The organism is Micromonospora cabrerizensis (assembly GCF_022230955.1).
Classification (GTDB): domain Bacteria; phylum Actinomycetota; class Actinomycetes; order Mycobacteriales; family Micromonosporaceae; genus Micromonospora; species Micromonospora cabrerizensis.
In genome coordinates this window covers 81,031-100,851 of sequence record NZ_JAKKFI010000058.1, presented here as the reverse complement: position 1 = coordinate 100,851, position 19,821 = coordinate 81,031, and the positions used below count along the sequence as shown (strand labels likewise).

Annotated in this window: 18 protein-coding genes; 11 read left to right on the top strand and 7 right to left on the bottom strand. The window is 71.6% G+C overall.

Features of this window, described 5'->3' with window-relative positions:
* Positions 1–39: 39 nt before the first annotated feature.
* Together LADH09A_RS13075 and LADH09A_RS13070 are read right to left on the bottom strand one after the other, a co-directional pair.
* Positions 40–1,230, bottom strand: a complete 1,191-nt coding sequence (locus LADH09A_RS13075; RefSeq protein ID WP_238645230.1) for a threonine synthase — start codon at positions 1,228–1,230, stop codon at positions 40–42.
* A gap of 14 nt (positions 1,231–1,244) precedes the next feature.
* Entirely contained in the window at positions 1,245–2,294 is a 1,050-nt protein-coding gene (locus LADH09A_RS13070; protein ID WP_238645229.1) for a DNA polymerase ligase N-terminal domain-containing protein, read from the bottom strand.
* Between the two features lie 94 nt (positions 2,295–2,388).
* On the opposite strand from LADH09A_RS13070, the gene LADH09A_RS13065 reads away from it, so the two are divergent.
* The 4 genes from LADH09A_RS13065 to LADH09A_RS13050 all read left to right on the top strand — a co-directional run bounded on the left by LADH09A_RS13065 (position 2,389) and on the right by LADH09A_RS13050 (position 5,197).
* On the top strand, positions 2,389–3,177 hold the full coding sequence (locus tag LADH09A_RS13065; protein ID WP_238645226.1) for an aldo/keto reductase: 789 nt from the start codon (positions 2,389–2,391) through the stop codon (positions 3,175–3,177).
* Positions 3,178–3,303: 126 nt separating this feature from the next.
* A complete protein-coding gene (locus tag LADH09A_RS13060; RefSeq protein ID WP_238645224.1) occupies positions 3,304–3,480 on the top strand; it encodes a hypothetical protein in 177 nt (58 codons plus the stop codon).
* Entirely contained in the window at positions 3,480–4,445 is a 966-nt protein-coding gene (locus LADH09A_RS13055; protein WP_238645222.1) for a golvesin C-terminal-like domain-containing protein, read from the top strand. The genes LADH09A_RS13060 and LADH09A_RS13055 overlap by 1 nt, the downstream gene beginning before the upstream one ends.
* Before the next feature lie 158 nt (positions 4,446–4,603).
* Entirely contained in the window at positions 4,604–5,197 is a 594-nt protein-coding gene (locus tag LADH09A_RS13050; protein ID WP_238645221.1) for a hypothetical protein, read from the top strand.
* 74 nt (positions 5,198–5,271) lie between these two features.
* Here LADH09A_RS13050 and LADH09A_RS13045 read toward each other — a convergent pair whose 3' ends face one another.
* Complete coding sequence (locus LADH09A_RS13045) at positions 5,272–6,396, bottom strand: glycoside hydrolase family 12 protein (protein WP_238645220.1); 1,125 nt, start codon at positions 6,394–6,396, stop codon at positions 5,272–5,274.
* Positions 6,397–6,696: 300 nt separating this feature from the next.
* On the opposite strand from LADH09A_RS13045, the gene LADH09A_RS13040 reads away from it, so the two are divergent.
* Both LADH09A_RS13040 and ctaD read left to right on the top strand, forming a co-directional pair.
* The gene (locus LADH09A_RS13040) at positions 6,697–7,803 is read left to right on the top strand and encodes an FAD-dependent monooxygenase (RefSeq protein ID WP_238645219.1); all 1,107 of its coding nucleotides are present in this window, start codon (positions 6,697–6,699) and stop codon (positions 7,801–7,803) included.
* Between the two features lie 130 nt (positions 7,804–7,933).
* Positions 7,934–9,694, top strand: coding sequence for an aa3-type cytochrome oxidase subunit I (gene ctaD / locus LADH09A_RS13035; RefSeq protein ID WP_238645218.1), 1,761 nt, complete (start codon positions 7,934–7,936; stop codon positions 9,692–9,694).
* 535 nt (positions 9,695–10,229) lie between these two features.
* Here ctaD and LADH09A_RS13030 read toward each other — a convergent pair.
* Genes LADH09A_RS13030 through LADH09A_RS13015 form a run of 4 tightly spaced genes read right to left on the bottom strand, consistent with a single transcriptional unit; the run spans position 10,230 to position 16,139 of the window.
* A complete protein-coding gene (locus tag LADH09A_RS13030) occupies positions 10,230–11,480 on the bottom strand; it encodes an MFS transporter (RefSeq protein ID WP_238645309.1) in 1,251 nt (416 codons plus the stop codon).
* Positions 11,481–11,520: 40 nt separating this feature from the next.
* Entirely contained in the window at positions 11,521–12,102 is a 582-nt protein-coding gene (locus tag LADH09A_RS13025; protein ID WP_238645216.1) for an isochorismatase family protein, read from the bottom strand.
* Positions 12,103–12,157: 55 nt separating this feature from the next.
* Positions 12,158–13,444, bottom strand: coding sequence for a nicotinate phosphoribosyltransferase (locus tag LADH09A_RS13020; protein ID WP_238645215.1), 1,287 nt, complete (start codon positions 13,442–13,444; stop codon positions 12,158–12,160).
* Positions 13,445–13,460: 16 nt separating this feature from the next.
* Positions 13,461–16,139, bottom strand: a complete 2,679-nt coding sequence (locus tag LADH09A_RS13015) for a LuxR C-terminal-related transcriptional regulator (RefSeq protein WP_238645214.1) — start codon at positions 16,137–16,139, stop codon at positions 13,461–13,463.
* Positions 16,140–16,334: 195 nt separating this feature from the next.
* On the opposite strand from LADH09A_RS13015, the gene LADH09A_RS13010 reads away from it, so the two are divergent.
* The 5 genes from LADH09A_RS13010 to LADH09A_RS12990 all read left to right on the top strand — a co-directional run bounded on the left by LADH09A_RS13010 (position 16,335) and on the right by LADH09A_RS12990 (position 19,820).
* Positions 16,335–17,885 (top strand): P-loop NTPase family protein, encoded by a 1,551-nt coding sequence (locus LADH09A_RS13010; RefSeq protein ID WP_238645212.1) that lies wholly within the window; start codon positions 16,335–16,337, stop codon positions 17,883–17,885.
* Between the two features lie 148 nt (positions 17,886–18,033).
* Complete coding sequence (clpS, locus tag LADH09A_RS13005; RefSeq protein WP_088946433.1) at positions 18,034–18,324, top strand: ATP-dependent Clp protease adapter ClpS; 291 nt, start codon at positions 18,034–18,036, stop codon at positions 18,322–18,324.
* Entirely contained in the window at positions 18,321–18,821 is a 501-nt protein-coding gene (locus LADH09A_RS13000; protein ID WP_238645211.1) for a DUF2017 domain-containing protein, read from the top strand. Before clpS ends, LADH09A_RS13000 begins: the two co-directional genes overlap by 4 nt.
* Positions 18,822–18,873: 52 nt before the next feature.
* Entirely contained in the window at positions 18,874–19,362 is a 489-nt protein-coding gene (locus tag LADH09A_RS12995) for a M67 family metallopeptidase (protein ID WP_179782375.1), read from the top strand.
* A 65-nt stretch (positions 19,363–19,427) separates the two neighbouring features.
* The gene (locus LADH09A_RS12990; protein ID WP_238645210.1) at positions 19,428–19,820 is read left to right on the top strand and encodes a MoaD/ThiS family protein; all 393 of its coding nucleotides are present in this window, start codon (positions 19,428–19,430) and stop codon (positions 19,818–19,820) included.
* Position 19,821 lies beyond the last annotated feature (1 nt).

Below are 19,821 nucleotides of genomic sequence, written 5' to 3'. Positions count from 1 at the left end.
CACCCCGCGGACCGCAGGTCCGCGGGGTGCCTGCCGCGTTCAGCCCATCAGCGGTACGCCGGACACGTCGACGGTGTCCGGATACTTCAACCCGGCGCCGGTGTTGAGCACCACCACCCGTTCGCCGGCCCGGATCCACCCGCCCGCGCGCAGTTGCCGGGCCGCGGTCAGGCAGGCCGCCCCCTCCGGGCAGAGCAGCAACCCCTCCCGGCCGGCGAAGTCCCGCAGGTCGGCCAGGATGTCCGCGTCGTCGACGGCGACGGCCGTGCCGGAGGACTCCCGCAGGGCCGACAGGATCAGCTCGTCACCCAGCGGCGCCGGCACGGTGATGCCGAACGCGACGGTGTGCGCGTCCGCCCACGGCTGCGCCCGATCCTCGCCCGCCGCGAAGGCCCGCACGATCGGCGCGCAGCCGGTCGACTGCACCGCCACCAGCCGGGGCAGCTTGTCGCCGATCCAGCCCAGCTCGCGCAGCTCGTGCAGCGCCTTGTGGATGCCGATCAGGCCGACACCGCCGCCGGTCGGGTAGATGATCACGTCCGGCGCCTGCCAGCCGAGCTGCTCGACGATCTCGTACCCCATCGTCTTCTTGCCCTCCAGCCGGTAGGGCTCGCGCAGCGTGCCGGCGTCGAAGATCGACCCGTTGGACGCCGCGATCAACTCGGCCACCCGCCGACCGGCGTCGCTGATCAGCCCGTCCACCAGACGCAGGTCGGCACCGGCGGCGACGCACTCGCGCCGGCAGATGCTCGGCGCCTCCAGCGGCATGACGATGGTCGCGCCCATCCCGGCCCGTGCGGCGTAGGTAGCCCAGGCCGACCCGGCGTTGCCGTTGGTGGGCATCGCGATCCGCTCGACACCCAGCTCACGGGCCCGGCTCACCCCGACCGCCGCGCCGCGCGCCTTGAACGACCCGGTCGGGATCAACCCCTCGTCCTTGACCATCAGGTCCGTGATGCCGATCTCGGCGCCGTACGCCGGGGCGCGCAGCAGCGGCGTCCACCCCTCGCCGAGCGTCGTGACGTGCCGCGGGTCGGCGACCGGCAGCAGCTCCCGGTAGCGCCACAGGTCCGCCGGGCGCAGCGGAAAGCGTTCCGGGGTGACTGCCCTGGCCACCGCCGGCAGGTCGTAGCGGGCGAGCAGCGGCGAGCCGCACTCGCAGAGGTTCTGCAACACGTCGGCCGCGTACTCCCGCCCGCAGCGCGGGCAGTCCAGGTGGGTCAGGTACACGTCGCTCCTCGCCGTCACACCGCGTCGACGCTCAGCCAGCGTCGACTGCGCCGCCCCGGCTCGTAGACCGAGTCCAGCCGCTTGGCGACCACGCCCGGCAGATCCTGCTCCTGCCCGGCGCGCAGGGCCTCGTCGCCCGCGCCGGGGAACCACGGCGGAGTCTGCCAGTGCGCACCGGCCAGGGCCAGCCCATCGAGCAGCTCCCGGCGTTGCGCGTACGGCACGTCGACGCTGCTCACACCCTCCAGCCAGAGCAGGTCGACGATCAGGTACTGGGCACCGGCGGGGACTCGGCTGCCGGTGCTCGGGCGGACCGGGCGTACCCGGCCGGCATTGTCGATGCGCACCAGCACACCGTCGAGCACCGCCTCGGTGGGCGCGAGCGCCTCGGCCATCGCCCGCAGCCACGGGAACCCGCCGGTGATCTCCTCGTCGGTCTCGGAGAGCAACCGCAGCCGCCCCCCGGAGACGTACGCCATCGCCCGGGCCCCGTCCCAGCGCAGCTCGTACCCCCAGGCGGCGCGGTCGCGGGGAAGCCCGGCGGCCGGCGTGGCGTGCATCGGGCGGACCAGGTCGGGCATCGGCGTCCAGCCCGGCGGCGCCGCGTCGGCGCGGCGGACCATCCAGTCCCGGCCACCGGTGGCGAAGAGGACGTAACGACCGGACGTCCGGTCACCGGAAAGCGTGACGATCACCTCGTCGTCGCGCCACTTCTCGCACCGGTAGCTGCCCCGGTCGTGGATCAGCATCCGGCCGCCGCCGTACTCGCCCGCCGGGATCTCGCCGGAGAAGTCGAGGTATTCCATCGGGTGGTCTTCGGTATGCACGGCGAGGTGGTTGCGGCCCGGGTCGCGGGGGAGGCCACGGGGCACCGCCCAGGAGGCCAGCACCCCCTCGTGCTCCAGGCGCAGGTCCCAGTGCAGGCTGCGGGCGTGGTGCTGCTGGATGACGAAGCGGCCCGCCTCGGTGTCGGTGCCGGCCGCCGTCGGGCTCCGCAACGGCACCGGCTCCGGCGTACGGGCCGCGTCCCGTCGTCGCCGGTACTCCTCCAACCGGTCGGTCACACCCGCATTCTCCGGCAAACCGGACCAGCGCGCTGGACGCCGGAGTGTCCGGTTCACTCGGCGGCCGGCGGCGCGGCGGGGTAGAACGGACCTCATGGACCACACCGACCAGCCCGCCGCCCTGCTCTCCGGTGACGTGCGGATGCCCCTGCTCGGCTTCGGCACCTGGCAGGCCACCGGCCAGGCGGGTTACGACGCCGTGCTGGCCGCGCTCGACACCGGGTACCGGCACCTCGACACCGCCACGATGTACGGCAACGAGCGGGAGGTCGGCCGGGCGGTGCGGGAGAGCGGGCTGCGCCGGGAGGACGTCTTCATCACCACCAAGCTCCCACCGGACCGGGTGGGCCGGGAGCGCGCGACCCTGGAGGCCAGCCTGGAGGCGCTCGGCGTCGACCAGGTGGACCTTTGGTTGATCCACTGGCCGCCGTCGTCGGCCGCCGACAGCATCCCGCTGTGGCGGGAGCTGCTGGCCGCCCGGGACGAGAACCTCGTCCGGGCGGTCGGGGTGAGCAACTACAGCACCGGGGAGATCGACGAGCTGATCCAGTCAACCGAGGAGAACCCGGCGGTCAACCAGATCCGGTGGAGCCCGTCGCTGTACGACCGGCAGAGGCACGCCGAGCACCGGGACCGGGGCGTGGTGCTGGAGGGGTACAGCCCCTTCAAGACCAGCGACCTGAGTGACCCGGTGCTGACCAGGATCGCCGCCGCGCACGGCGTCTCCCCGGCGCAGGTGGTGCTGCGCTGGCACATCGACCACGAGATCGTGGTGATCCCGAAGTCGGTGACCCCGGAGCGGATCACCGCCAACTTCGACGTCTTCCACTTCTCGCTGACGGCGGAGGAGATGCGCGACATCGACGCGCTCGGCGAGGTCTGAACCGGCGGTTTCCTTCAGGTCGTGACTCGGCGGTGAAGGGTATCGACATCGACGTACGTGACGGTATAGCGTCCCCGTCATCACGATCGTCGATCCGTTCGTGCCCGCCGTCGCTGGAGGATCGCCATGACCCGATCACCGTCCATCCGTCTGCGCCGCCGTGGGGTGCTCGGCATCCCCGCCCTGGTGGCTGTCGCACTGACTGTCGTCACCCGGCCCTCCTCGGCCAGCGCGGCGCCGCCCTCCGAGGCCAGCGCCGCGCCGAAGGCCGAGTGCCTCGCCGACCTGATCCAGGGCTTCTGATGGCGACGATTCCCTGGCTGGTGGACGTGCTGCGCGCCGCCGGGGTCCAGGTCGTCGTCGAGGGCGACTGGCTCAACCGGATGCGGCCCGGCTCCTTCGACCCGATCGGGGTGCTCTGGCACCACACCGCCTCGACCTCCAGCGCCAGCAACCCGCACCCGGCGCTCGGCATCTGCATCAACGGTCGGTCCGACCTGCCCGGGCCGCTGTGCCAGGCGCTCGTCGACTACAACGGTGTCTTCCACGTCATCTCCGCCGGTCGCTGCAACCACGCCGGGGTCAGCGGCGGCAGCGGGCCGATCCCGGCGGGGGACGGGAACACCCTGATGATCGGGTGGGAGATCGACTACAACGGCGTCAACCAGGAGATGACCGCCGCGCAGTACAACGCGTCGCTCGCCGCCACCGCCGCCGTGCTCACCCGGCTCGGCCGGGACAGCAGCTACGCCCGGGGGCACCGGGAGACCAGCACCAGCGGCAAGATCGACCCGTCCTTCATCGACCTGAACGTCATGCGGGCCGACGTGGCGGCGAGAATGGCCGGCGGCGGAACGGCGTGGTCGTCCACGGTGGACAACACCACCGCCGGTCGGTTCACCGCCAGCGCCAACTGGGGTGTGTCGACGTACTCCAGCCAGCGGTACGGCACCGACTATCGCTACGCCGACCCGGTCGCCGCCAGCGACCCCGCCTGGTACCGGTTCAACGTGCCGGCGGCCGGCAACTACCGGGTCGAGGCGTGGTGGCCGGCGAACTCGGGCTACAACAGCGCCACCCCGTACATCGTCGCCACCAGCAGCGGTAACCAGACCGTCCGCGTCGACCAGCGGGTGACCGGTGGGCAGTGGCGGGTCCTCGGCACGTTCGCGCTGCCGGCCGGGGACGCCAACCGGGTTGCGGTGAGCCGGTGGAGCAACGCGACGGGCCTGGTCATCGCCGACGCCGTACGCCTCACCCGGGTCTGACCTCGGCTGGCTCTGTCTGATCGACTCGACGTCCGTGAGGTCGGGGTGCCCCAGGCGCGGGGACGCCCCGACCTCGTGAACTGCGAGTGGATCAAACCGTGTGCCGGATGTCGGTGGATTGATCTAAGGTCATCGCTCCGCCTCACCAAGGGAGCACAGTGATTCGCTTTCGCACCATCCTGGCAGTCGGCGTCACCACCGCCGCCACGGTCGCGCTGGTCGCCGGCCCGGCGCAGGCCGACACGGTCAACCGGTACGCACACGCTCACTTCGACGGCGGCGACGGCAGGATGTTCGTCGACGTGACCCGGCCAGCGGTCGGCGACACCGTCGTCGACGTCGAGTGGGGGAAGAGCGTCTGCGCCGTCACCGACGGCGTGCGCGGCTGCGACATCGTCTCCCGCCGCGCGTACGACGTGCCGGTCACCCGCTTCTCGTTCTCGTTGACGGGTGCGAAGCTCACCGCGACGGTGCCGTACCAGGAGTCTCGGCAGCACTGCGACTTCGTCGACGGGGACGAGATCTGCAGCGAGTGGCAGGAGAGCACGGGCAGCACCACCGTCAAGGTCACCTGGGTGGCCGACGGCGAGCCGCTCGAGCGCGAGCGGTGGACGGGTGAGGACGGCACCGTTTACGTCAGCACGTCCACCTGGACGACCGTCTCCGGCAGCGGCTTCGGCAGCACGTACGACGACCCGGCTACCAGCTTCGGCAAACTGTCCCGGTCGCGGGCCATCCCGCCGGCCGCCTGAGCGAGTCCGGCACTGACAGACGCAGCGGGGGCGTGACCGTTCAGGTCACGCCCCCGCTGCCTGGTGGTTACCCCTCAGTTCCGTGAGCAGGTTGCCCCGTTGAGCGAGAAGCTGGTCGGGGACGAGTACGACCCGCTCAGCGTTCCCTGATACCCGAAGCTGGCCGTGCCGCCGGGTGCGACCGACCCGTTGTGGCCGGTGTTGCGGGCGGTCACCGCCGACCCGCTCTGGCTCACCGTGGCGTTCCAGGCGTTGGTGACCTGCTGCCCGCTCGGCAGGCTGTAGGTGAGCGTCCAGCCGTTGATCGGGCTGGACCCGGTGTTGGTGATCTGCACGTCGGCCGTGAATCCGTTGTTCCACGAGTTCGCCGTGTACTTCACCGCGCAGGCCGCGTTACCCGGTGGCGGGGTGGTCGGCGGCGGGGTGGTGGGGTTGCCGCCGCCGTTGACCGAGGCCGAGAACGACGTCACCGCGAGACCGGCGCCGCCCTGCCAGGGCTCGAAGCCGGCCTGGATGCTGGTCAGGTACCAGGAGTTGGTGATCGCGCCCCGGTTGCGGGTGTCGTTGATGAAGTCCAGCACGCTGAAGTTCAGGCTGGAGATCGCCGACGGCGCGACGTACGAGATGACGTTGTTGGAGCCGTTGCTGCCCCGCCAGACCTCCCAGGTCCGACCGGCCAGAGTCGTCGTGCCGACCACCGAGCCGATGGGCTGGATCGAGCCCTGCCGGTTGAGCCAGATCATGATCTCCATCTGGTTCACCCCGTCCCGCTTGGGCGACGGGTCCAGCCAGATGTCGTACGACGCGTTGTAGGTGGCGCCGCTGACGTACCGGTAGGAGATGCTGCTGGTGGCACTGCTGATCTGGCTCACCTGGATCGGCAGGTTCGTGCCGGGGGAGCAGTTGGTGTAGTGACAACCGAGGAACACCGAGGGGTACGCCGTCGGCGCGCCGTTGGTGGGGCTGCTGCCGTTCTGGGTGGTGATCTCGAAGCCGCTGCCGGTGACGTTGATGCACTGCTGGGCGGTGGTGCCCCAACGGTTGTTCTGCACCACGTACCGGCTCTGGATGACGGTCGAGCCGTACTGTTCACAGATCAGGGTGTCGGCGGAGGCGCTGCCGCCGAAGGCCACGGCGACGAGCGAGCTGCCGAGCAGCAGGGCGGCGGCGGCGGCCAGGGCTCGAAGTTGACGTTTCATGACGCTCCTTGACTCGGCGCGTGCCGGGCGCCGGATGTGGTGGGGCTGTGCGGGAGCGCTCCCACGCTCAACGACACATTTACATGTCTGAAACTCATCCGCAACCGCGCGCGTCAAACTGGTGAATTGTGAGGATTGCCACCGCCAGCCGGACGGCTGTCGCCTGACTGCCAGCTGAACGACGCGCGCCGCCGACGAGCGTCGCCGAGCCGCCCGATTGGGGCCTGGTGTGCGCCAATAGCTCCGAGTAGCGTGTTGCCTCCAACGCGTGCCGCTCCCCCTCCGGAGGCGTACACCACCATGGGTGGCTCCCCCCTGCGCATCCTCGTCGTCGGCGCGGGCATCGCCGGCCTGGCCGTGGCCAGGGCGCTGCGCCTGGCGGGCTTCCGGCCGGACGTCACCGACAGGCTGCCCCCGGGGGAGTCCACCGAGACCGGCCTCTACCTGCCCGGCAACGCCGCCCGCGCGCTGCACCGGCTCGACCTGCACGACCCGGTCCGTCCACTCGGGCAGGTGATCCACCGGCAGCACTTCTTCGACGCCGCCGGCGCGAAGCTCTGCGACGTCGACCTCGACACCCTCTGGGCCGGCGTCGGCGAATGCCGGGCGCTGCCCCGGGCCGACCTGCACCGGGTGCTGCTCAGCGGTGCCGGCGGCGCCGTCCGCCACGGCGCGGAGGTCCGCACCCTGGACCTGCTCCCGGGCGCCGTCGGCGTCACCTTCACCGACGGCACCACCACCGAGTACGACCTGGTCATCGGCGCCGACGGCCCACGCTCCTCGGTGCGGGCCCTCGCCGCGCTCGGTGGGCCGCCCCGGCCGGTCGGCCAGGTGGTCTACCGGGCCGTGCTCCGCGACGGCCCGCCGGTCGCCGAGTGGACCGCCCTGCTCGGCCAACGCTCCGGGTTCCTGATGGTGCCGATCGGTGCCGGGCGACTGCACCTCTACGCCGACGAGGCCGGCACCGAGGAGCCGGCCGACCCGCTGGCCCGCTTGCGGGACCTCTTCGCCGACTACCGCGGCCCGGTGCCCGAGGTGCTGGCGGCGCTCGACGAGGTGCACGTCGGGATCACCGACGAGGTGGAGTTGGGCCGCTGGTACCGGGGGCGCGTCCTGCTGGTCGGTGACGCCGCGCACGCCACCGCGCCGACCCTGTCGCAGGGCGCGGCCATGGCACTGGAGGACGCCGTGGTGCTGGCCGAGTCGCTGGGCGCCGCCGGCAGCGTGGACGCGGCCCTGGTCGCGTACGAGAGTCGTCGTCGTCCGCGTACCCGCTGGGTGCGCGACCGGACCCGGGACCGCAACCGGACCAGGGACGTTCCGCCGGCGCTGCGCGACCCTCTGCTGCGCGGGCGAGGCGGCCGAATCTTCGGGGAGCACTACCGGCTCTTGCTCGGCCCGCTGTAGCCCCGTTGGAGATCGTGTCACGCCACCCCACGCGGCGCTGCGACCTGCCGGGGACTATCCTCCTTGCGGATGACGGCCCGCCGATAACCAGCGTGTGCCGAGCGGGACAACCGAGAACCGGAGGCCACTCGTGACCACCGTCGCACCCAAGCCGGTCGTGACCCGGCCCTGGCCGGTCCGGGAGCCGGTCAAGGGGTCGGCCATCGCGCGGCTGCTGCGAACCACGGACGCGAAGCAGATCGGGATCATGTACATGATCACCGCATTCGCGTTCTTCATGATCGGTGGCCTGATGGCCCTGATCATGCGGGCTGAGCTGGCCCGACCCGGGCTGCAGTTCCTGTCGCCCGAGCAGTACAACCAGCTCTTCACGATGCACGGCACGATCATGTTGCTGTTCTTCGCGACGCCGATCGTGTTCGCGTTCGCGAACTACATCGTGCCGATCCAGATCGGCGCACCCGACGTCTCCTTCCCCCGACTGAACAGCTTCGCCTACTGGCTGTACCTGTTCGGCGGCACGATGGCGACGGCCGGTTTCATCACCCCGGGTGGTGCCGCTGACTTCGGCTGGTTCGCGTACGCGCCGTTGAGCAGCGTGGAGCACTCGCCCGGCGTCGGCGCCAACATGTGGATCATGGGTCTGGCCATCTCCGGTCTGGGCACCATCCTCGGCGCCGTGAACATGATCACCACGGTGCTGACCCTGCGCGCGCCCGGCATGACCATGTTCCGGATGCCGATCTTCACGTGGAACATCCTGGTCACCAGCCTCCTGGTGATCCTGGTCTTCCCGCTGCTGGCCGCCGCGCTGTTCGCGCTCGCCGCGGACCGCATCCTCGGTGCACACGTGTACGACCCCGCAACCGGTGGGCCGATGCTCTGGCAGCACCTGTTCTGGTTCTTCGGGCACCCCGAGGTCTACATCGTGGCGCTGCCGTTCTTCGGCATCATCAGCGAGGTCATCCCGGTCTTCTCCCGCAAGCCGATCTTCGGCTACAAGGGTCTGGTCGCCGCGACCGTCGCGATCGCCGCGCTCTCGATGAGCGTCTGGGCGCACCACATGTTCGCCACCGGTCAGGTGCTGCTGCCGTTCTTCAGCTTCCTGAGCTACCTGATCGCCGTGCCGACCGGTATGAAGTTCTTCAACTGGATCGGCACCATGTGGCGGGGCCAGATCAGCTTCGAGACGCCCATGCTCTGGGCGGTCGGCTTCCTGGTCACCTTCCTCTTCGGTGGTCTCACCGGTGTGCTGCTGGCCAGCCCGCCGATCGACTTCCACGTGTCGGACTCGTACTTCGTGGTGGCGCACTTCCACTACGTGCTCTTCGGCACGATCGTGTTCGCGGTGTTCGCCGGCATCTACTTCTGGTTCCCCAAGATGTTCGGCCGGATGCTCGACGAGCGCCTGGGCAAGATTCACTTCTGGCTCACCATGATCGGCTTCCACACCACGTTCCTGGTGCAGCACTGGCTCGGTAACGAGGGTATGCCCCGTCGGTACGCCGACTACCTGCCCAGCGACGGCTTCACCACGCTGAACATGATCTCCACGATCGGTGCGTTCATCACCGGTATCTCCACCCTGCCCTTCATCTACAACTGCTGGAAGTCGTACAAGACCGGCCCGGTGGTCGAGGTGAACGACCCCTGGGGTCACGGCAACTCGTTGGAGTGGGCGACCAGCAGCCCGCCGCCGCTGCGCAACTTCGACCGGATGCCCCGCATCCGTTCCGAGCGGCCGGCGTTCGACGCGAAGTTCCCGGAGCTGGCCGCTGGCGGCCAGAGCCTGGCCGGCCCGCCGGAGGGCGGCTCCAAGCCGCTCACCAGTGAGTCGGACGGCGGGGCCAGCTACCGCGAGGACACCGGCAGCGACATCGACCGGCACTGACGCTCAGCCCAGCTGTACGACGGGCGCCGCCCCCGGGACCACCGGGAGCGGCGCCCGTCGCCATGTCCGGCCCACTGTCACTCTCGAGTCTCGCCCAGTTCCAGCAGCCCCGCGTCGCCCACCGGCGGCTGTCTACCGCAGTTCCCGCCCTGCCCCTGCCCCTGCCCCTGCCCGGCCTGGCTCGGCTTGAGTCCGCTTGGCCGGTCTGACTCGGCCGGTCCGGTCTGGGTCCGCCTAGCCCTGGCCTGGTTTGGCTGGCCGGCTTGCTCCGGCTGGGTCCGCTTGGCTCTGCCTAGTCCGGCCTGGCCCGCGTCGCACCTGCGTGGCCGGTCTCCCGGGGGCGGTAGTGCTGACGAGCGATATACCTGTGAGTCATAAATATGCCTCCCAGGTATATCTGCCGTGAGTATGTGTGCCGTCTGTCGGGCGATTGAGGTGGATCGCCGAACAGTGTGGCGCCACGGCCGCGGTCAGAGAGCGTAGCGAGGGCCGGCTACGGACGCCGACCTTCCGATTCGCTGCGACGGTGGGGCCGTCAGCGGGTGGTGGGGGTGAGGTCGGCCTCGACGGGCTGCGCGGGAGTGGACGCGTCGGCGATGCGGCGGCGGCGTAGCTCGATCGGGAGCACCACCAGGGTGACCAGCGCACCGAGTGCTCCGGTGACCACGAAGCCCCAGATTGGCGAGCTGGCGTCGATGACCGCGCCGGCGAGCGGCGCGCCGATCGCGATGCCGACGGTGACGGCCGAGCCGTGCAGGCCCATCGCCTCACCGCGTACCTCGGCGGGGACCAGGCGGCTGACCGCGTCGGAGCCGGCCGCGATGGTCGGCGCGCAGAGCGCGCCGGCCGGGATCAGCGCCAGGGACAGCAGCCACCAGTGCGCACCGCCCAGCCCGACCGGGATGGTGCACAGGGCCAGTGCGGCGGTCAGCGCCAACGGGGAGAACGAGCGGTGCACGGCCCCGTAGGCGAACCCGCCGACGAGCGAGGCGACCGCCCAGATCGCCAGCACCGCGCCGGTCCAGCCGACCTCGCCGCTGGCCCGCAGCACGGCGACCACCGCCACGTCGGTGCCGCCGAGCACCAGGGTCGCGGCGGCGCTGAGCGCCAGCACGGCGAGCAGTCGGGGGGTCAGCCACTCCCGGCGAGGCACCCGCCGCGGCGGGCCGCTGGGCTCGGCGGCTCCCCGGATCGGCGGGTTGACCACCCACAGGGCGATCCCGGCGGCGACGATGCCGCCGCCGACCAGGTACATGGTGGTCTGCGCGGAGATCGCGGTGACCAGGGCCACCGCCAGCGCCGGCCCGATCATGAAGGACAGCTCGACCGACATGGAGTCCAACGCGTACGCCGGGCGGCGCTGCGCCTCCGGAACCAGCGCGGCGATCGACTGACGGACCACGGAGAAGATGGGCAGCGCCAGGGAGCCGGCCACGAAGGCGGCCGGCAGCAACAGGGGGTACGGCAGGGTGGGCGCGGTGGACCAGAAGATCGCCTCGGCGATGCCGGTGACGACCAGAACCGGGCGCAGGCCACGCCGGTCCACCAGTCGGCCGAGCACCGGCCCACCGATCGCCGCGCCCACGGTCACGGCTGCGCCCACCAGACCGGCGGCCCCGTAACCGCGATCAAGATCGAACACCACGTGGAAGGTCAGCGTCACCCCGGTCGCGGTGAGCGGGATGCGGGCAAGGACGGCGACCAGCAACAGCGACCGCAGGCCGGGCAGGGCAAGCGCCTGCCGGTAAGGCTTCATGTTCACGTGGGTCCGTACCTCCGGCGACATCGTCAACCGGGGACGGCCCGTTGGCCAACCATTTACGCCCTCATGCGGCCCTGATCACAGGCTGGCCGTGCAGGGTCACCCCGGCGCCGTCCATCGCACGCAACGCCACGTCGGTGGTCGCCGGAGCGACGGCGGCGGTCAGATCGAGCAGCACGGTGGTGGCGAAACCCTCCCGGGCGGCGTCCAGCGCGGTCGCCCGGACGCAGTGGTCGGTCGCGATGCCGACCACGTCGACCTGATCGACGTCGTGCCGGCGCAGCCAGTCGGCCAGGCACTCGCCGTCGTCGGCGTGCCCCTCGAACCCGGAGTACGCCGCCGCGTGCTCGCCCTTGTGGAAGATCGCCTCGACCCGGCCGGTGTCCAGCTCGGGGTGGAACTCGGAGCCGCTGGTGCCGACCACGCAGTGCCGGGGCCAGGACTCCACGAAGTCCGGCGGATCGCCGAAGTGCGCACCCGGGTCGACGTGGTAGTCCTTGGTGGCGACCACGTGGGACCACCGGTCCGGCTCGGAGGCCAGCAGCCGGGAGATGCCCGACGCCACCCCCGCGCCGCCCGCGACGGCCAGCGAGCCGCCCTCGCAGAAGTCGTTCTGCACGTCCACGATGATCAGAGCGTTGGCCATTCGGGGGTTCCTCTCGTGGGCCGGCCCGCGCGGGCGGTCTGCTTCTGGGTCGAGGTCAGTCGGAGGGTACGACGGTGACCGGCACGGCCGGATCGCCGGCCGAGAGCTTCAACCCCTCCCACGGAATGGAGATCAGGCACTCGCGCAGGTGCTCCCGTGACTCGTCGAGAGAGGGCAGCGAGACCGGCTCGCCGCCCACCACGTACGAGTGCTGGAGCATCCGGTCGTTGGGCTTCCGGTCCGGCACGCCCTGCGGGACGATGATCTCTTCCGTGGCGGTGCCGGTCGGCTTGTGGCGGCGGACCGCGACCTTCCGGCCGCCGATCGTGGCCTTGTGCTCGGAGCGCTTCACCACCGGGCGGCCCTCGACCTCGACCAGCTTGTAGACCAGCCCGGCGGTCGGCGCGCCGGAGCCGGTGACCACGGCCGTGCCGGCGCCGTACATGTCCACCGGTTCGGCGGCCAGCGCGGCGATCGAGTACTCGTCGAGGTCACCGGAAACAATGATCTTGGTTTCGGTGGCGCCCAGCGAATCGAGCAGCTCCCGGGACTGCTGGGCGATCACCGCCAGGTCACCCGAGTCGATCCGTACCGCCCGCAGCTCCGGCCCGGCCACCGCGATCGCGTTGCGGATGCCCTGGCTGATGTCGTACGTGTCGACCAGCAGTGTGGTGTCCTTGCCCAGCGTGGCGACCTGCGAGGCGAACGCCGCCCGCTCGTCGTCGTGCAGCAGGGTGAACGCGTGCGCCGCCGTGCCCGCCGTCGGGATGCCGTAGCGCGCACCGGCGGCGAGGTTGGAGGTGAACCGGAACCCGGCCAGGTACGCGGCCCGTGCCGCGGCCACCGCCGCCTCCTCGTGCGCCCGACGGGACCCCATCTCGATCAGCGCCCGGCCCCGCGCCGCGGTCACCATGCGTGCCGCCGCTGCCGCCACGGCGCAGTCGTGGTTGAGCACGGAGAGCGCCACCGTCTCCAGCACCACGCACTCGGCGAACCCGCCGGAGACGGTGAGGATCGGCGAGCCGGGAAAGAACAGCTCACCCTCGGCGTACCCGTCGATGTCGCCGGTGAAGCGGTAGTCGGCGAGCCAGGCCGCGGCCGCTTCGTCGACCACCCCGGTCCGCAGCAGGAAGTCGACCTCGGTGGGGTCGAACCGGAAGTCGCGGATCAGGTCGATGAGCCGGGCGGTGCCGGCGACCACGCCGTAGCGACGGCCACTGGGCAGCCGACGGCTGAACACCTCGAAGACGCACCGGCGGTCGGCGGTGCCGTCCTTCAGTGCCGCGCTGACCATGGTCAGCTCGTAGTGGTCGGTCAGCAGCGCGGGGCGGTGGGTGCTCACCGGCCCAGCCTAAGGTTCAGCCCGCGTCGCCGCCGTCGTGGCCCGGGATCGAGCGCAGCGCGGCCCACAGCTCCGAGCGACCGGTCACGCCGAGCTTGGCGTAGATGCGCTGAAGGTGGTTCTCGACGGTGCGCGCCGAGAGGTAGAGCCGCTCGGCGATGGCCCGGCTGGGCGCGCCGTGCGCGGCGAGGCGGGCCACCTGCCACTCCCGCTCGGTGAGTACCGGCGCTCCCGCTTGCAGTGCCGGCGTGCGGATCAGGTCACAACGCCCGAGCAACCCGGCCAGGCGCTCCCGGGCGTCGTTGGCCGCCGCGGAGTGCTGCCGGCGCAACCGCTGCACGGCCTGGGATGTGGCCTCCGCCGCGTACACGGTCAACTCCAACGCGGCATAGTCGTCGGCGACCGCGAGCAGATCGGTGGCGGAGTCGGTCACCGCCGCGCGGGCGTGCCGGGCCAGCAGCGGCGGAAGTGCCCCGTCGACCCGTTCGGACAGCTCGGCGAGGCGCTGCGCGACGGTACGGCGGCCACCGTCGGAGCAGGTGGGACCGACCGACATGCTCGCCTGGTCCAGCCGCACCAGGTCGTGCAGCACGTGCACCTCGTGCCCGGCGAAACCATCCGCGCGCAGTCGATCCACCAGGTCGCCGAGGTGCTTGACCGCGCCCGGCAGGTCGCCCGAGGCGGCGAGCGCAGCGCCCCGGGCCTGCTCCAGCCACGGGTAGAGCACCGCCATGCCCGGCGCGTGGGTGCGGTCCGCTTCGGCCATCGCCGCGGTCGCCTGCGTCGAGTCGCCGCGCAGCGCCGCCGACTGGGCACGCTCGGCCTGGGCCAGACCGGCGTAGACACGGCTGGTGGCCAGCACCGCGCAGGCGCCCAGGGCGGTCCGCATGGCCACGTCGCTCTGCCCGCGCATCCGGGCCGCGTACGCCTGGAGAATGGCCAGGTAGCCGGTGCCGAGCCGGAAGTCGCCGGCACCGGCGAGGTCGGCGAACTCGTCGGCGACGATCGCGTCGATGCCGGCCAGGTCACCGGTGAGCATGAGCCTGGTGCCCCGGGCCAGTTCCAGTGCCAACTGGAGGTACGGCATGTCGGTGCGCCAACTGGCCGCAGCGGAGTGCACCTGGGCGATCGCCGTACCGCTGCGGTTGAGCTGGCCCTGTGCGGCCTGGACGTACGCGATGGTGGATCGGGCCAGCTCGCGGGCGGCGACGCCGGCCGCCGGCCGGTCCAGTACGCGTTGGCTGAGCCGCACCGCGGCCGCCGTGTCGAGCCCGTGCAGACGCATGATCGCCTCGAAGGCGTGCACCCGGGACTGGTCCGCGGAGTCACCGAGCTGCTCGACCCGGCTGGCGATCTCCTCCACCGTGGACTGCCGGCTCAGCCCCCAGTAGCTCACCATGCCGCGCACGGTCAGCCAGCGGCAGAGCCGCCGCTCGTCGTCGGGCTCCGGGGGCACCGCGTCGAGGACGTCGATCGCCTCCTCCGGCCGGTCGGCGAACATCAGGATGGTGGCCAGCAGCTCTGCCGCGTCGGAGCCGCCATCGGCGTTGAGCGCGGCGCGCGCCAGGCGGGTGGCCAGCGGCACGTCGTAGCGGGTGAAGGCCTGCACCGCCGCATCCAGCAGCATGGCCGAGTCCTGTGCGGTGCCCGAGTCGAGTCGCCAGACCGCCACCCGCAGCAGGTCGTCGCGTCGGCGTTTGCCGACCTGCTCCAGCAGCTCCGCGAGGTGCGCCTGGAGGCGGCGGGTGCGGCTGACCGGGCAGCGGCGACGCATCACCTCGCCGTAGAGCGGGTGGGCCAACCGGACGTTGGTCCGCCGGTCGTGCTGGATCACACTGATCAGACCGCGTTCCTCGGCGGTCTCCACGTCTGCCTGGTCGGCGGCCTGCCTGAGCAGGTGCAGACCGAGTGGTTCGCCGAACGCCACCAGCTCGACGACCGCGCGGACGCCGTCGGTGAGCTTGCCGACCCGGGTGTCGATCAGGTCGGTCAGGCTCGGCGCCAGCTCCAGTCGCCCGGTCCACTTCCAGAGGCCGTAGGTGCGCTTGAGCTCCGCGCTGCCGCTGGCGGCGTGCACCAGCTCGCGCAGCAGCAGCGGGTTGCCGGCCGACAGCTGGCCGAGCCGGTCGGCGGAGCCGGCGTCGACCGGGCCACCCAGGATGGCCGCCAGCAGGCCCGCGGTCTCCTCCGGTGGCATCGGGGTCAGCTCGACGTGCTCGACCAGGTCGTCGGTCCAGAGTGCACGGATCGGCAGGGGGATCTGCTCGCCGTCGCGCAGGGTGCCGAGCACTGTCGCGTTCTCCGCACGGGCGACGAGGTGGACCAGCGCCGCCGAGGGCGGATCGAGCAGGTGGGCGTCGTCGATCGCGAGCACGATGCGTCGGCCGGCCGCCTGCTGTTGCAGCACGTTGAGCGCCCAGCGCAGGATGCCGGCGGGGGAGAGGCCCTGGGGTTGCTCGGCGGGGAGCACCTGCACCAGCCCGCCGAACGGCAGCGCGGCCGTGGTGGCGCTGGCGGCGATGGACCAGATCGCGAACCGGTCGGTGGGCAACGCGTTCACGCCCTCGCGCAGCAGTCGGCTCTTGCCGATGCCAGCGCTGCCGCTGAAGAAGAGCCCCCGACCGGCCTCGCCGGTCACCGCCGCCAGCAGGCGGTTGAGCTCATCTGTTCGGCCGACGAACTCCCATCGACTCATCCGCGCAGCATATCGATGGAATTCCGTCCGCGCTCGTACCGTCACCGAACGAAGTTGAGTAGTCGCACAATTACCGGTGAGTACCCGAGGTGTTCGGCCGGTCAGCGGCTCGCCCGTAGTCTTCCGACATCCGGGTTGCTCCCCCGGAATCTTCACGCGACCGGGCGACCGGTCACCTGCAACGGGAGGCACCTGATGAAGCAGGGCCCTCTCCCCTCGGTCGACTCGCCGGACGACATGACGGGCCCGACCGACCTGCCCAGTTGCGGCCCGCTGCCCACGCGGGTCGGCGTGACCGGTCCCGCGCCGGAGGAGCCGCTCGGCGTGGTCGCCGTCGGCCCAGCCGGTGCCGAGCGGCGCGCCGTGCTCGCCACCCTGCTCGGGCTCGACCCGGTGATGCTCACCGTGCCGGCCGGCAGCTGGTTGGTGGTGCGCAACGCCAAGGTGCCCACCCGTGCGGCGTTCGTGCCCGGTTACCGTCAACCACACTCGTACGGCGCGGACCGGGACGCCGCCGGCCCGGCGTTGGCCCGTCCTCCCCGGCGGGTCGAGCTGAGCGTGCCCGAGCCGCTGCTGCGGCACTTCACCCTGATCGACGTTCCGGACACGGCCACACTCGGCGCGGCCGGCAACCGGGTGCTGCTCGAAGCGGTGGGCCGGGCCGGCGCGCTGCTCTTCGTGATCGCCGCCGACCAGGCGTTCACCGCCGCGGAGCTGAACCTGCTGGCCGAGGTCGCGCCGACCTCGGTGGAGGTCCTCTTCGCGGTCACCCCCGGCGCGGCGGGCTGGGCCCCGCTGACCGACGGCGCGGCGACTACGGAGGACGCGGGGGCGTCCGTCCCGCCGGCCGGAAGCGGAGCGACGGAGGCCACCGCCGCTGCGGTGACCGTCGCGGCACATCGGGCGGCGCTGCTGGCGGCGGTGCCGGCGCTGGCCGGCGCGCGGTGGTTCCCGGTCGACGACGCCGACTCCGCCGCCGATCTGCGGCGGGCCCTGGTGGGCTGGTCGTCGCGGGAAGGGCTGCAACGGGCCAGCGTCAACCCACCGGTGCTGCCGGGTCAGCACGACCGGATCGCGGTGGCCGCCGACCCGGGCGACTGGTCCGAGCGCCTCGACCGGCACACCCGCTCGTGCGCCCAGCGCATCCGCCAGCACCTCGCCCTGGAGCTGGCGAACATCCACCTGCGGGCGGTCCAGGAGATCGTGTTCGGGGTCGGCTGCGCTGGCCTACCGGATCTCCTCGACCGGGAGATGGCGGCGCTGTCGTTGCTGGCCACGGCACAGTGCGACCAGGCCGTTCGCGGCATCATCACCGACGTCGCGGGCCGGGTGCTCGGCGCGCCGCCGACCGAAGGCGTGCGACGGCGCATCGCCACCGCCGTGCAGTACGGCCTGGTCGACGACCGGCCCGGCCACGAAGTGGACAAGGTGCTGTTGATCACCAGCACGGCCGGGGTCGCCGGGCTGACCGGCCCGGAGGCGATCGACGCCCTGGCCAGTTATCCGGCGCCGGCTCGCTCGGAAGTGCTCCCGCCGGTCGCGGTGGCGCTCTCCGGCGGGTGCTGGCAGCAGTGGCGTACGCCCGGCAACAACGACCACAGCGCGGCGCGGGCCTGGTCCCAGCGGGCGGTGCGGGAGGTCGAGCTGGGGTTGTCCCGGGAGGTCTCCCGACGGTTCGAGGTGATCCGCCTCTCGCTGGGCGCGGTGCTCTCCGATGCAGTCGACCACGGCATCCTGCTCGCCTGACGGCGTGGTGACCCTTCGGTCCCGGTTCGCCTCGCACCGCGCGCTCGACGGTGTGCGGGGCGGCTCAGGGGTGCCCGGGGTGGGCGATCCACGCCGGGCCGGTGTTCCGGTTCCTCGGTTCCGGGAAACCGGTGGCACGATGGGGGGCATGGCGGCTCCGCAGGTTGCACCGGTCGAGACGCCGGACACTGACGAGGTGCCGGCGTCCGACCGGCAGTGGGTGACGATCGTGTGGGACGACCCGGTCAATCTGATGACGTACGTGACCTGGGTCTTCCAGAAGCTTTTCGGCTACAGCCGGGAGAGGGCCGAGCAGCTGATGCTGGACGTGCACCACAAGGGTCGAGCCGTGGTTTCCACCGGTGCCCGCGAGCGGATGGAGCACGACGCGTCGCAGCTGCACGCGTACGGGCTGTGGGCGACGGTGGACAGGTCATGAGCATGTTCCGTCGCCAGGCCGGCCGCTATGTCGCCACGTTCGCCGTCGACGAGGTGCGGGTGTTGCGCAAGGTCGCCTCCGAGGTGGTCGGCCTGCTCACCGATGGCTTCGACCACACCGACCCGGTCGTCGGTCGGCTCTTCCCGGCGGTCTATCCGCAGGACGCCCCCGGCACCGCCGAGTTCCGCCGCTACACCGAGGGCGACCTGAAGACCTCGAAGATCGACCAGGCCGGGGCGATCCTCGCCGCGCTACCCGACGAGGCCGGCGGTGAGGTGCGGCTCGACGCCGAGGCGGCCGAGGCGTGGCTGCGGGCGCTCAACGACGCCCGGCTCGCGATGGGCGTCCGGCTGGAGATCAAGGACGGCACGGACCTGGGCGAGGAGCTGGACGACGCGGTCGCCGAGGATCCGGGCTCCAGCCGGGTGTTCCAACTGTCGGTCTACGCCTATCTCGGATATCTGCAGGAGTCGCTGCTCAACGCCTTGATCGACTAAGCGTGACCGGCACCACTTCGGGGAGTGCTCGTCAGGCGTTAGGCTGGTGCTCGTGCTGAGCATCGACCGGTCGATCATCGACGCGATCGTCGCCCACGCGCGCCGGGACCACCCCGACGAGGCGTGCGGCGTCGTCGCTGGTCCCGTCGGCAGCGACACTCCCACCCGGCACATCCCGATGGACAATGCCGCGCGGTCGATGACCTTCTACGAGTTCGACTCGATGGAGCACCTGCGGGTGTGGCGGGAGATGGACGACCGGGACGAGGAGCCCGTGGTCATCTACCACTCGCACACCGCCACCGAGGCGTACCCGTCACGGACGGATGTCTCCTTCGCCGGCGAGCCGGGCGCGCACTACCTGCTCGTCTCGACCCGTGAGCCCGACTCGGAGGAGATCCGGTCCTTCCGGATCGTCGACGGCGTGGTGGCCGAGGAGCCGGTCCAGGTCGTGGAGGCGGGCGTCGACCCGCACGCGGTCCAGTCCTACATGTTCGGGCAGAGCCCGGCGACGGTCGACTACGAGTGTTCCGGCCGCTGACCTGTCAGCGTCCGCACCCGTTCGTCCCGTCACCGTAGGCACACCCGACCGAGGAGTTCGACATCATGGCCATTGAGGTTCGCATCCCCACCATCCTGCGCAGCTACACCGGCGGCGCCAAGGTCGTCGACGGCAGCGGCGACACCCTCGCCGATCTGCTCACCGATCTTGACTCCCGCCACAGCGGTCTGCGCGGCCGGCTGATCACCGAAACCGGCACGTTGCACCGCTTCGTCAACGTCTACGTCAACGACGAGGACGTCCGTTTCCTCGGCGCGCTGGACGCCAAGCTCTCCGACGGCGACAGCGTGACCATCCTGCCGGCCGTGGCCGGTGGCGCGTTCGGCTTCGCCGCCGCTGCGGCGATCAGCTCGCACAGCGCCGCCGCTGCGGCGATCAGCTCGCACAGCGCCGCCGCTGCGGTCAGCTCGCGCGGCACCGCCGTCGCGGCTCGCTGAG